8 protein-coding genes are annotated in these 12,834 nt (G+C 71.5%); 2 read left to right on the plus strand and 6 right to left on the minus strand.

The window, feature by feature from the left end; genetic code table 11:
• Nucleotides 1-3: 3 nt before the first annotated feature.
• The gene (locus tag IPJ59_RS29700) at nucleotides 4-762 is read right to left on the minus strand and encodes an MlaE family ABC transporter permease (protein ID WP_293274280.1); all 759 of its coding nucleotides are present in this window, start codon (nucleotides 760-762) and stop codon (nucleotides 4-6) included.
• Nucleotides 763-1,255: 493 nt separating this feature from the next.
• Here IPJ59_RS29700 and IPJ59_RS29705 point away from each other — a divergent pair, with 493 nt between their 5' ends.
• A complete protein-coding gene (locus IPJ59_RS29705; RefSeq protein ID WP_293274281.1) occupies nucleotides 1,256-2,986 on the plus strand; it encodes a GDSL-type esterase/lipase family protein in 1,731 nt (576 codons plus the stop codon).
• A 3-nt stretch (nucleotides 2,987-2,989) separates the two neighbouring features.
• Here the strand turns inward: IPJ59_RS29705 and IPJ59_RS29710 are convergent, their stop codons facing one another.
• From IPJ59_RS29710 to IPJ59_RS29720, 3 genes are all read right to left on the minus strand, one after another.
• Nucleotides 2,990-4,192, minus strand: a complete 1,203-nt coding sequence (locus IPJ59_RS29710; RefSeq protein ID WP_293248217.1) for an NAD(P)/FAD-dependent oxidoreductase — start codon at nucleotides 4,190-4,192, stop codon at nucleotides 2,990-2,992.
• A 62-nt stretch (nucleotides 4,193-4,254) separates the two neighbouring features.
• Entirely contained in the window at nucleotides 4,255-5,049 is a 795-nt protein-coding gene (locus IPJ59_RS29715; protein ID WP_293248220.1) for a thioesterase family protein, read from the minus strand.
• A 7-nt stretch (nucleotides 5,050-5,056) separates the two neighbouring features.
• Nucleotides 5,057-6,556: a sensor histidine kinase gene (locus tag IPJ59_RS29720; RefSeq protein WP_293274282.1), complete on the minus strand. Its 1,500-nt coding sequence runs from the start codon at nucleotides 6,554-6,556 to the stop codon at nucleotides 5,057-5,059.
• Between the two features lie 211 nt (nucleotides 6,557-6,767).
• Here IPJ59_RS29720 and IPJ59_RS29725 point away from each other — a divergent pair, with 211 nt between their 5' ends.
• On the plus strand, nucleotides 6,768-7,904 hold the full coding sequence (locus IPJ59_RS29725; RefSeq protein WP_463673378.1) for an NAD(P)/FAD-dependent oxidoreductase: 1,137 nt from the start codon (nucleotides 6,768-6,770) through the stop codon (nucleotides 7,902-7,904).
• A gap of 22 nt (nucleotides 7,905-7,926) precedes the next feature.
• Here the strand turns inward: IPJ59_RS29725 and IPJ59_RS29730 are convergent, their stop codons facing one another.
• Both IPJ59_RS29730 and IPJ59_RS29735 read right to left on the minus strand, forming a co-directional pair.
• On the minus strand, nucleotides 7,927-11,229 hold the full coding sequence (locus IPJ59_RS29730; protein WP_293274284.1) for an efflux RND transporter permease subunit: 3,303 nt from the start codon (nucleotides 11,227-11,229) through the stop codon (nucleotides 7,927-7,929).
• Between the two features lie 79 nt (nucleotides 11,230-11,308).
• Complete coding sequence (locus IPJ59_RS29735) at nucleotides 11,309-12,802, minus strand: efflux RND transporter periplasmic adaptor subunit (protein WP_293274285.1); 1,494 nt, start codon at nucleotides 12,800-12,802, stop codon at nucleotides 11,309-11,311.
• Nucleotides 12,803-12,834: the final 32 nt, after the last annotated feature.

A 12,834-nucleotide genomic window follows, 5' to 3' on the forward strand; every position in this document is an offset into this window, starting at 1 on the left:
CTCTTACAGCCCGAGGGAGAGCAGCAGCATGCTGGCGAGGTAATCGCAGACGAGGATCAGGACGATCGTGTAGGTGACGGTGTTGTTGGCGGCCTTGCCGACCCCGGCGGCGCCGCCGGTGGTCTGCAGGCCGAGGTAGCCGGCGATGAGGCCGACCGCGGTGCCGAACACCAGGCACTTGCTGAGGCCGACGTAGAGGTCGACCAGCGAGACCTGGCTGTAGAGGTTGGCCATGAAGGAGCCGTGGTCGCAGCCGACGAGCACGACGGCGAAGACCCAGCCGCTGAACAGGCCGAGCAGGGTGGTGAGCACGTTGAGCAGTGGCGTGACGACGGCGCAGGCGATCAGGCCGGGGAGGACGACGTAGCGGATCGGGTCGACCGACATGACGGCGAGGGCGTCGATCTGGCCGCGCACGCGCATGGTGCCGATGCGGGCGGCGATCGAGGAGCCGGCCTGGGCGGCGACCATCACCGAGGCGAGGGCGGGGCTGTACTCGCGAAACACGGCGGTGGCGAGCAGCGAGGAGAGCAGCTCCTCGGCGCCGAAGCTGCGGAAGATGTGCACGCCCTGCAGGGCGATCACGGCGCCGACCGGGGCGACCGCGAGCCCGACCGGGATGAGACAGCGGCGGATCAGGATCTCGCTGACGCGGAGCGTCTCGCCGACGTAGCGGGGGCCGGTGAACAGCGAACGAACGATGGCAAACAGGTAGACGGCGATGGCGCCCAGGGTCTCGAGTGCGCGGAGGAGCGGCCTCACCCGAGCCTGCCTCCTCCGCCGTTCGCATTGGCTGCGGGGGCGAAGTAGCGGCCGGGGCCGTTGGTACAGTGTGGCCAGGCGCGGTCGATGCGGCGGCCGGGCGGGACGATCCCTACGGCGACGGCTCCGAGTTTGTTCCCGCTGGGCACTGCGATTTCAATGTAACAGCTTCGCCACAGCGCACCTACGTTTTTTGCCGAATGGAGCGCATGCAGGGGCACGCAGGGGCCGAGTGCTTATGCGCGCGGATTTGCTCCTGGCAGTCTTTTCGGCCTCCGCTGGCGGCGGTGGATGCGAGGTCACTGGCACAAGCTGAGGGCGTGCGGGCCGATGCACGGGCAAGGACCTGGGTGGGGGCAGCAGCTTCGGCGATGGATCGCAAGAATTTGACTTGCGCCGGCTGGACCGGCCAAGGTTCCAGGCAATGGCCTCGCCTCGCAGAAGTTGCCCCCCGGGCCGGGCCCGGACCTGGTGGTGGCCGGCCTCGGTCAGCATGTTGCTCGTGCTCGGCTGCGGTCCGCTGGGAGGTTGTCACGCGCCGCAGGGCGGGCCCACGGCGCGCGATCCAGAGGCGCCGACAGGCGTGCAAGGCGAGGAGGTTGTGGGCCCGGGACGCACCGTGGTGGCCCTGCCGCCGCCAGGTCCCACGCCGATCCTCAACGACGAGGCGCGGGCGGCCCGGGTCTACGCGCAGCGGGCGGCGCTGGGCGAGCGGGCGACGCTCTTGGAGGACGCCGAGGGCCAGCCCTTCCCGAGTCTGGCGCCGTTGCCAGGGCCCGAGGCGCTGGTGCAGCCGGCCGGGTTCGGGGCGCCGGTGGTGGCGGGCAGCAACCTCGATGCATTGCCGGGCTCGCGCGGCACGGGGCTCGACGGCACGGCCATGGCGCCGGCCATCAACGGCAATCTCCTCGGCAACTTCATCCTCCTGGGCGGCGCGGGGGCCGAGGCGCTGGGCAATTTTCACGACGCGCTGCGCCGGCTGAAGCAGGGCCGCGACCCGGACAACAAGGTGCGGGTGCTGGTGTACGGGGCCTCGCACACGGCGGCGGACGTGTACCCGGCGTACCTGCGGGCCTATCTGCAGCACCGCTTCGGGGCGGGCGGTCAGGGGTACATCCCGCTGGTGCGGCCGAGCAAGTTCTACCGGCCGAGCACGCTGACGCTGGAGAGCTCGCGCGGCTGGAAGGTGGAGCACGCGCAGACGCGAGAGGGCCGCGACGACGGCTACTTCGGGCTGCTCGGGGCGAGCGTGTCGGCGAAGAAGAAGAAGGACTTCGGTCGCGTGATCCCGGCGGATACGAAGGCCAAGGGGACGACGCACTACGACCTGTATTTCCTGCGCCAGCCGGGCGGTGGTCGCTTCAAGCTGAGCATCGACGGCAAGGTGGTGGCGACGATCAACACCAAGGCCAAGGAGGCCGCGCCGGGCTATCACGTGGTGGCGCGCGACGGCGGGCCGCACACGATCGAGGTCGCGCCGCTGGGCGACGGTGAGGTGCGTCTGTTCGGCGTGGTGCTGGAGAACGACCAGCCGGGGGTCGTGGTCGACACGCTGGGGATCGGTGGGACGCGGGCGGCCAACCATCTCAAGTGGAACGAGCACGTGTGGTCGGACAACCTGCGCCGCCGCGACCCCGACCTGATCGTGCTGGCCTACGGGACCAACGAGTCGGTCGACGAGGACCAGCCGATCGAGGTCTACCGCAAGAACCTGCGCGAGGTGCTGGCGCGGCTGCGGCGGGCCTCGCCGGTGGCGAGCTGCCTGCTGATCGGTCCGGGCGACTTCCCGGTCAAGGGCGCCGACGGCAGCTTCGGGCCGCGCCCGCGGGTGGCCCAGATCGCTCTGGCTCAGCGCGAGGTCGCGGGCGAGGCGGGCTGTGCGTTCTGGGACGCGATGCAGTTCATGGGCGGTGAGCTGTCGATGGTGACCTGGGCCGCGGCCGAGCCGGCGATGGCGCAGTCGGACCACCTCCACCTGACCCGCCGCGGCTACGCGCGCATGGGCATGGCGCTGACCGACGCGCTGATGTTCGACTACGACGCGGCCACGGTGGCGCCGCCGGTGGTCGACAGGGGGACGCAGCTGGCGAGCGGGCCTGCGCCGGTGGCGGGGGCGGTGCCTGGGTTGGTCGAGCCGGAGCCTGTCCCAACGGACAGCCTGGCGGGATCGGGGAGTGAGGACCGCGTGGCGTCGGGCACGGCGCAGCCGGCGTCGTTGCCGTGAGTGTCAGGCGACGACGTCGGCGGCCAGGGCGGAGCGCAGGGGTGCGGGTTGGAGGGCGGCGGGGCGGGCCCAGTTGAACAGGACACCGTGGATGAAGCGGCGCACGATCGGCCGCAGGTACCACCACACGAGGCGCTGCAGGGAGGGGTGCCGGAGGCGGTAGATGACGGAGGAGGCGTGGCAGCGGAGGCGCAGCGCTCGGCCCATCGCGCTGCGGTGGACGTCGCGGGTGTAGTTGGCGAACTCGAGGTCGCCGCGCTGGAAGCCGTCGAGGGCCGCGCGGGCAGCGAGCTCGCCGTAGCCGAGCGCGAGGCTGATGCCCTCGCCGAGCAGCGGATCGGCCCCGGCGGAGTCACCTGCGAGGAGCAGGTGCGGGGCCGACAGCACGCTGCGCGCGGAGAACTGATGGATCGGGTGGCCCAGGACCTTGCAGTCTGCCAGGCGCACGCCGTGGCGCGCGAGCTCGTCGGCGAGGAATCCCGTGAGTGCGCCGGCCAGCGGGGCGGTCCCGACGTTGCGGCTGTCGTACACGCCGAGGTTGCGCATGGGCTGACCTTCGACGAGCATCGGGAAGCTCCAGAAGTAGCCCTGCACCCCGGCGGTGACGTTGCGAAACTCGAACAGCGCCTCGTCGTCGGGCGGCAGCGGTTCGGGCGCGGGTGAACGCGGCGGGGGGATGATGACCTCGACGACCCTGGCGATCGCACCGTAGTCCGCGGGGATCGCCCGCCGTGTCGCGCCCTTGGTGCCGTCGGCGCCGACGACCACGCGCGCGCGGTAGGTGTCGCGGCTGGTCTCGACGAGGTAGCCGCCGTCGACGCGGCGCAGGCTGGTGACCGGCGTGTTGGTCTGGAGCAGGACGCCGCAGTCGCGGACCCTGGCGGCCAGCCAGGCGTCGAACTCGCAGCGGCGTACCACGTGGAAGGCGATGTCTCGCAGCTGGAGACGCAGACCGCGGCCGTGGAAGTAGAGGCGGGCCCACGCCGCGTCGACCTGGGCGACCTCTCGGATATCGAGGCCGAGGTTGGTGAGGATGGTATCGACGTCGGGGACCAGGCCGCCACCGCACAGCTTGTGGCGCGGGTGCTCGGCCTTCTCCAGGACGACGGTGCGACGGGCCAAGGAGGGATCGAGGCGGGCCAGGTGCAGCGCAGTGGAGCAGCCTGCCGGGCCCGAGCCGATGATGAGCAGATCGACGTCCTTCACGTATCCACCTCGTCGCTCGACTCTACCTCATGCGTTGGCGCGAAAGCACAGGGCGACGTGGATCATCCGTCGGTCGGCGATCCGCGGGTCGCGATCACCTGCGCCTCGAGGGCCTGGCCGATCGGACCGAGGATGTCGCTGAGCTCGGCGATCACCAGGCCGACGCCGCTGGGCTGCGGATGGGGGGCGGCGGCGAGGCGGACCCAGTCGGTCTCGGGCAGGCGATGCAGGTACACGCTGAGGTCGGCGTTGACGAAGCTGTAGCGGCGCAGGTCGAGGCAGGCGCCGACGCCGTTGATCGCGTCGGCGGCGAGCAGCACCCGCTGCAGCGGCGAGGTCGGCTCGCCGCCGACGAGCGGGTGACGTGACCGGAGCCAGGCGACGGCCGGGCCGGCGCCGATGCTGCCGGACTCGAGGCGGGCCTCCATCGCGGTGTGGTAGCCGACCTGCCAGGGGAAGAAGTCGAAGTGGATCGCCGGCAGCAGCGTGGGGTCTCGCGGGCGCTCGGCGGGCGTGAGGGCGGGCGGGAGCTCGAGCGGGCGGCGCAGGATGAAGAGCGCGTGGGCGCGGGCGACCGGGCGACCGCCGCTGTGCAGCTCGGCGTCGAGGCCGAGCACCTGCTTGCCGCTGCGAGTGAGTGTGGCGGTGGTGTGGAGCGCGGTAGCGACGGGGATCGGGCGCAGGAAGTCGACGGTGAGGCGGGCCGGGTGCCACAGCGCGGCGGGGGCGAGGGCCTCGCAGGCGCGGGCGAGCAGGGCCGAGGGCGGGCCGCCGTGCTGGAGCTGCTCGCTCCACGGTCCGCGGGTCAGGAAGGTTGGGACCAGGCGCTCGCCGTCGTGCTCGTAGAAGGGCTGCACGCGGCGGCTATAGCATGCCGCTGCTGGAGAGGGACGCGGCGGCGGAGTGGGCCATCGACTGTCCGGGGGCGGCGACCTGGATCGGGAGGGTGACGGTGAAGCAGGTGCCGGCGCCAGGACGGCTGTTCACGTCGATCGAGGCGCCCATCATGGCACACAGCTCGCGGGTGATGGCGAGGCCGAGGCCGGTGCCCTCGTAGCGGCGGGTCGGTGAGGCGTCGATCTGGGTGAACTTCTCGAAGATGACCGTGAGCTTGTCGGTGTCGATGCCGATGCCGGTGTCGCGGACCTCGAAGGTGAGCGAGGACTGCTCGAAGTCGCGGCGCGCGTGGAGGCTGATCTCGCCGTCGTTGGTGAACTTGGTGGCGTTGCCGAGGAGGTTGAGCAGGACCTGCTTGAGCTTGCCGCGGTCGGCGATGACGGAGCCGACGTCGTCCTGGCAGTGGACCGTCATGGCGTTGTTCCGCTTGCGCACCTGCGGGGCGATGGTCTGCTCGATCTCGCGGACGAAGGCGTGGACGCTGAACTGCTCTTGCATGAGCTCCATGCGGCCGGCCTCGATCTTGGAGAGGTCGAGGATGCCGCCGATGAGGCCGAGCAGGTGCTTGGCGGAGAGCACGACGTTCTTCAGGTCGGGCATGACCTGGCGGACGCGCGTGGTCTCGTCGTCGCGCGCCTCGTCCATGATGATCTCGGTGTAGCCGATGATCGAGTTGAGCGGCGTCCGCAGCTCGTGGCTCATGTTGGCGAGGAACATGCTCTTGGCCCGGCTGGCCGCCTCGGCGCCGTCGCGGGCCCGCTCGGCGTCGACGCGGGCGGTCTCCAGGCTGCGGTTGGCCAGCTCGAGCAGCTGGTTCGACACGCCGAGCGCGCTGCGCGAGCGCTCGCTGTCCTGCAGGGTCTCGAGGATGCGGCGGTTGAGCGCGCGGACCATGAGCCACTCGATCCAGAACGCGGCGGGCGGGGGCAGCAGGATCACGGCGATGTCGCCGGTGCTGAGGTTGGAGGAGTCGTGCAGCACGAGCCGTAGCAGCACGCTGCCGACGAAGATGACGCACACGACCAGCACGTGGAGCGCGCTGCCCCTGACGGAGCGGGTGCGGACGGCGACACCCGGGAAGAGGACGACGAGGCTGTAGGCGGCCTCGCCGACGATCAGGCCGGAGGTGGGGCCGCCGGTGATCATGATGCTGGCGGTGCCGAAGTAGGCGGTGATCAGCGCGACGACCTCGGAGGCGCGCAGCATGCTGGTGCGCGTGAGGGCGACGGTGCAGAAGCACCCGGCGGCGGTCAGGATGAAGGCGAGGCCGTTGAGGCGGTCCCACGAATTGGGGTCGTCGACAGCGGCGACCAGCTGCAGCGTCCCGAGCAGGGCGCCGACCAGGCCGGTGATCAACATGACGTACTGGCGTACCTGGCGGATCGTCTCGTCGCTGAGCGAGGCGAACGCTGGCGCACGCGCACGCCCAGGGCTGGCCTGGGACCCGTCCGTACCGGCACTGGACACTGCCCCGACTGTAGCGAAACTTGCGAGACCGCGGATCACGAGCTGCAGGCCCGGGGCGCATAAATGCGCGGCGCAGCGGGCCATCGGCTCCGTCAGTCCGGGTCCGGTCTGCGCCCGCGGCCGGACCGTGTTGACGGGCAGGCGCGAGGCCTCGAGCACCCGGGCAGTTTCCGGCGCGCGAGATTGTGTTATGCCTGCCCCGGGGGGTGCCATGGCACGAATTGCCGTTGTCGGAGCTGGGCCGAGCGGTTGCTCAGCGGGTTTCCACCTGGCCCGCAGCGGGCACCAGGTCGTGCTCATGGATCGCGCCGTCTTTCCGCGCGACAAGACCTGTGGCGACGCGGTGTCCTTCGGGGCCCTGCAGGCGCTCACGGCGATGGGGGTGTACCCGGCGCAGCTGGAGGCGCTCTGCGTCGAGCGGGCCGCGTTCGCGGGGCTGAAGCTCGGCGCGCCCAACGGCGCTGTCAATGCTGCACGCCACACCTTACGCGGCTACTGTGTGCCGCGGCTTGTGTTCGACAACCTGCTTCACGAGCGGGCGGTGTCGGCGGGCTGCGAACCGTTGCAGGCGCACGTGAAGGAGCTCGCGGCGCTCGAGTCGGCGTACGACTGGGTCATTGACGCGCGTGGCACCCACGGGGGGACACCGACCGCGATAGCGATGCGCAGCTACTGGGACGTGCCCACGGCGGCGCTCGACCCCGGAGAGGGGAGCGACTTGCAGATCTACTTTGAGCGCTACCTGGGGGCTGGTTATGGCTGGATCTTCCCGGTCAACGAGGTCGACGGGATCACCCGCTTCAACGTCGGCGTGGGCATCTGGCTGCGCGACTACGACGCCGCGGCGGCCAACGTCAGCACGTTGATGCAGAGGTTCTCCGAGGTCAATCGCCGCGCTCGCGCCCTGTCTGGGCACGCGGTGGCCAAGGAGCGGCCGCGTGGTTTCCACCTCGCCGGGGCGCAGCGAGGCACGCGCGTCGCCGCGGGCAAGCAGCTGCGAGTCGGCGACGCGGCCAACCTGGTCGATCCGATCTCTGGTGAGGGCATCCAGAACGCGTTGATCAGCGGCATGCTGGTCGCCGACGTGATCAACTCGAGCGTCTCCGCGGCGGATGTCCCGGGGAATTGGCAGCGTCTGTACGAGGACCACTACGCGGACCACCTGCGCGCGGGCATTCGCTACAACGGTCTGCTGCGCTTCAACGTGGTGAAGAACCTGTTGATCTGGGCCATGAACCGCAGCGAGCGGGTCTCGGAGCGGGTGAACGCGGGTATCTTCGATCTCGTGCGGTACAACGATCTCGGGTCGTCGCTGGTGCGTTCGCTCCGCGCCTCGCGGCGGGCTTGAGCGGGCCGGTGGTTTGTGGGGATCAGCGGTCGAGGCCGCAGATCTCGGCGAGGGGGCGACCGGTCCGCTGGGACTTTCGCAGCTGGGCGGCGCGCCAGTAGGTGTAGACGACGGGGATGAGCTCGAGGGTGAGGAAGGCGCTCGAGAGCAGGCCGCCGATCATGGGCGCCGCGATCCGCTTCATGACGTCGGCGCCGCTGCCGGTGGCCCACAGGAGGGGGGTGAGGCCGATGAGCATCGTTGCGACGGTCATGAGCTTGGGGCGGACACGCAGGACGGTGCCCTCCATGTGGGCCCAGACGATGTCGCTGCGGTCGCGGATCTTGCCGGCTCGGAGGCGGCGTTCGAAGGCGTGGTCGATGTAGACGATCATCACGACGCCGGTCTGGGCGGCGAGGCCGACGAGGGCGATGAGGCCGACGAAGACGGCGGTCGAGAGCCGGTAGTCGAGGATGTGGAGCATCCAGACGCTGCCGACCAGGGCGAAGGGGACGGACAGCAGGACGATCAGGACCTCGGTGAGGTTGCGAAACTGCAGGTACAACAGGAGGGCGACCAGGAGCAGGGTCAGGGGTAAGAGCAGGCGCATGCGGGCCTGCATGGCGGCGAGCTCCTCGTACTGACCGGTCCAGCGCAGGTACATGCCGGGGCCGAGCGGGAGCTCGCCGCGCGCGATCGCGGCGTCGACCTTCGCGCGAGCGTCGTCGACGTACCCGCCGAGGTCCTTCCACGGCTCGAGGTCGACGTAGACGTAGCCGACGAGCAGGCCGGCCTCGCTGCGCAGCATCGGCGGGCCGTCGGCGAGGACGACCTCGGCGAGCTCGCCGAGCGGGACGGTGCGGGACAGGGCGCCGGGGTTTGTTGTGCCGGGGCTTGATGGGCCGGGGAGCGGGACGGGGAGCTCGCGCAGGCGCTCGGGGGAGGAGCGGGCGTCCTCGACGAGGCGCAGCTGGACGGAGAAGCGGCGGCGGCCTTCGACGGTGGTGGTGATCGTCTCGCCGCCGACGGCGAGCTCGACTAAGTCGGTGAGGTCCTGGGGGCGCAGGCCGTGGCGGGCGAGGGCGTCGCGGCGGGGGACGATGTCGACGTAGACGCCGCCGAGGCTGCGCTCGTAGAGGATGCTGCGGGTGCCTGGGAGGTCGCGGAGGAGGCGCTCGAGGGCGAGGCCGCTGCGTTCGATGGCGGCGAGGTCGGGGCCGAAGACCTTGACGCCGACGGGGGTGCGGACGCCGGTGCTGAGCATGTCGATGCGGGCGCGGATCGGCATGGTGTAGGCGCCGGTCCAGCCGGGTTGCTGGAGGCTGGCGCCGAGCTTGGCGACTAACTCGTCCCAGCGTTCGCGGCGGGTCTCGGGCCAGAGGTGATGGAGGCCGAGCCAGCGCGGGGCCCAGCTGCTGTGCCAGCGGGGCTCGTGGACGGTGGGCCACTGGTCCGGTGGTTTCAGCTGGACGACGGTCTCGACCATGCTGAGGGGCGCGGGGTCGGTGGGGGTGTCGGCGCGGCCGACTTTGCCGAACACGCTGGCGACCTCGGGGAAGCTGGCGAGGACGGCGTCCTGGCGGGCGAGCTGGCGCTTGGCCTCCTCGATCGAGAGGCCGGGCAGGGTGGTGGGCATGTAGAGGATGTCGCCCTCATTGAGGGCCGGCATGAACTCGTTGCCGAGGCGCATGGCGACGGGGATCGCCGACAGCACGGCGAGGCCGCCGATCGCCAGGGTGGTGATCGGGCGGCGCAGGGCGATGTAGACGAAGGGCTCGTAGGCGGCGCGGATGAAGCGCGAGACGGGGTGGTCGGCCTCGCGGCGGATCTTGCCGCGGATCAGGAGGTCACGCAGGGCCGGGGCGAAGGTGACGCTGAGCAGCGCCGCGGCGAGCATGACGAAGGTCTTGGTGTAGGCGAGCGGCTTGAACAGGCGGCCGGCCTGGCCCTCGAGGCCGAACACGGGGATGAAGGCGACGGCGACGATGAGCAGCGAGAAGAAGATCGCGGGGGTGACCTCGCGGGCGGCCTCGCCGAGCAGCTTGCGGCGCTCGCGGGCGGACAGGTCAGGCGGGGCGTGCTCGAGGCGCTTGTGGCAGGCCTCGATCATGACGATCTCGGCGTCGACGGTGGCGCCGACGGCGATGGCGATGCCGCCGAGGCTCATGATCGTTGCGGGGATGCCGAGCCAGGCCATCGGGATGAAGGCGAGCAGGACGGCGAGCGGGAGGCTCAGGATCGGGAGCAGGGCGCTGCGCAGGTGGAGCAGGAACAGGATGATGACGAGGGCGACGACGATGCCCTCCTCGATCAGCGCGGTCTGCAGGGTGTCGACGGCGCGGTGGATCAGGGCGGAGCGGTCGTAGGTGGGGACGACCTCGACGCCCTCGGGCAGGCCGGCGCTGATCGTGGCGAGCCGGGTCTTGACGCGCTCGATCACGTCGAGGGCGTGGGTGTTGTGGCGGGCGATGACGATGGCGCCGACGGCCTCGCCCTCGCCATTGAGCTCGGCGAGGCCGCGGCGCAGCTCGGGGCCGAGGCGGACGGTGCCGACGTCGCTGACGCGCACGGGGGTGCCGCTGGCGTTGGTCTTGACGACGAGGTCGGCGAGGTCGGCCTCGCCGCGGAGGTAGCCGCGGCCGCGGACGAAGGCCTCGCGTCCGCCGATCTCGAGGACGCGGCCGCCGACCTCGGCGTTGCCGCGGCGGACGGCGTCGGCGACCTCGCGGGTGGAGACGTTGAAGGCGCGCAGGCGGTCGGGGTCGAGCTGGACCTGGTACTGCTTCTCGAAGCCGCCGACGGAGGCGACCTGGGCGACGCCGGGGACGGACTCGAGGGCGAAGCGGAGGGAGAAGTCCTGGAGGGCGCGGAGCTCGGCGAGGTCGTGTTTGCCGCTGCGGTCGACGAGGGCGTACTCGTAGACCCAGCCGATGCCGGTGGCGTCGGGGCCGAGGGTGGCGGTGGCGCCCTCGGGGAGGCGGGCCTGGATGGTGCCGAGGTACTCCTGGACGCGGCTGCGGGCCCAGTAGACGTCGACGTCCTCGGCGAAGAGGACGTGGACGAAGGACATGCCGAACATCGAGTAGCCGCGGACGGCCTGGACCTGCGGGGCGGCGAGCAGGGCGCTGGAGATCGGGTAGGTGATCTGGTCCTCGACGAGGGTGGGCGAGCGGCCGCGCCACTCGGTGAACACGATCACCTGCGGGTCGGACAGGTCGGGGATCGCGTCGAGGGGGACCTGACGGGCGCTGCGCACTGCCATGAGGGCGAGCATGGCGTAGATGAGGAGGACCACGCCGCGGTGGCGGGCGCAGGCCTCGAGGATGCTGCCGAGGAGTCGTTGCATGGCCGAAGGGACAGGTTCTAAGGGACAGGCGCTAGGGGACAGGTGCGAAGGGACAGGTACGAGCGCGGCGCCAGGGGTGCTAGGGGACAGGCACGAGGGCGGCGCGCAGGCGACTCTCGGCGTCGACGAGGAAGGTGGCGCCGGCGACCACGCGCTCGCCGGCGTGGACGTCGGTGACGGCGCAGAGCTCGTCCCAGCAGGCGCCGAGGGTGACGGCGCGGGGCTCGAGCTGGCCGTCGCCGTGGTCGACGAAGACGTGGTCGGAGGCCCCGGTGGAGACGAGGGCGTCGCGGGGGACGGCGATCACGTCGACGGGCGCCAGCTCGAAGTCGACGAGGGCGTACTCGCCGGCGCGGAGGCTGGGGTCGTGGAGGGTGAGGCGGGCACGGAAGCTGCGGGCGTCGCGGTCGAGCTCGGGGTAGACGAGGTCGACGCGGAGCTCGCGGGTGTAGCCGGGGCGGGTGGGGATCGTCAGGTGGGCGGTGGTGCCGGCGGTGATCGCCTCGCCGCGACCGGCGGGCAGCTCGGCGACGACGAGGAAGGTGTCGGGGTCGCGGAGCTCGTAGAGGGCGGTCTCGGGGGTGACGTAGGCGCCGAGCACGGCGCTGCGGGCGATGATGACGCCGCTGGCGGGGGCCTCGACGGCGACGGTGCGGCTCGGCTTGCCGGTGGCGAGCAGGCGCTCGATGGCGGCGCTGCTCATGCCGAGCAGCTCGAGGCGGGCGCGGGCGGCCGCGAGGGCGTTGTTGCCGTCGGCCCAGCGGCGGGCGGCCAGGAGCTCGGTCTGGGCCTGGTAGATCTCCGGGCTGTAGAGGTCGGCGAGGCGCTGGCCCCTGTGCACGCGGACGCCGGTCTCGGCGACGGCGATCTTCTCGAGGAAGCCGGCCGCACGGACATGGACCTGGGCGGCGCCGGACTCGGCGAGCTCGAGGGTGGCCGGGGCGCGCAGGGTGGGGGTGCGGGTGAGGGCGCGGGCCTCGGCCGTGCGCACGCCGATCGACTGCTGGCGATCGAGGCTGAGGCGCAGCGGGGCGGTGCCGGGCGGGGGGCTGCGGAGCGCCTCGAGGTCCATCTTGCAGATCGGACATGTCCCTGGGGACAGGCTCTGCTGGGCCGGGTGCATGGGGCAGCGGTAGACCGTGGGGGCCTTGGATGCGGGGAGCGGGTCGAGGTCCATCTTGCAGATGGGACATGTCCCTGGGGACAGGCTCTGCTGGGCCGGGTGCATCGGGCACGCGAAGACGGTGGGGGCGGCGGGGCTCGGGGCGGCGTCGGCGTCGGCGTGGTCGTGGGCGCGGGCGGGGTCGATCGGCTCGAGGTCCATGTGGCAGATCGGGCACTCGCCGGGGTCGCTGGCGGTGATCTGCGGGTGCATGGGGCACTGGTAGCGGGGGGCGTGGGCGAGGGCCGGGTCGGCGTGGGCGAAGCTCCACCAGGCGGTGGCGGCGAGGGCGGCGACGCCGGCGAGGATCAGCCAGCGCAGCAGGGCCATGACGAGGAGGCCGCGCGGCGGGGCCTCCTCGCCCTCGTGCAGGGGCTCGTGATCGGGGGTGCTGGCGTCGGCTGTGGTCATCGGGGTGGGTGTCTCATGGGACAGGTTGGCGG

Origin of the sequence: Nannocystis sp., from assembly GCF_016714285.1 — a bacterium.
GTDB lineage: Bacteria > Myxococcota_A > Polyangia > Nannocystales > Nannocystaceae > Nannocystis.

Excerpts from the sequence above, each read along its gene's own strand:
- IPJ59_RS29705 (WP_293274281.1), top strand. The coding sequence starts at position 1,256 with ATGTTGCTCGTGCTCGGCTGCGGTCCGCTGGGAGGTTGTCACGCGCCG.
- IPJ59_RS29725 (WP_463673378.1), top strand. The coding sequence starts at position 6,768 with ATGGCACGAATTGCCGTTGTCGGAGCTGGGCCGAGCGGTTGCTCAGCG.
- IPJ59_RS29730 (WP_293274284.1), bottom strand. The coding sequence starts at position 11,229 with ATGCAACGACTCCTCGGCAGCATCCTCGAGGCCTGCGCCCGCCACCGC.
- IPJ59_RS29735 (WP_293274285.1), bottom strand. The coding sequence starts at position 12,802 with ATGACCACAGCCGACGCCAGCACCCCCGATCACGAGCCCCTGCACGAG.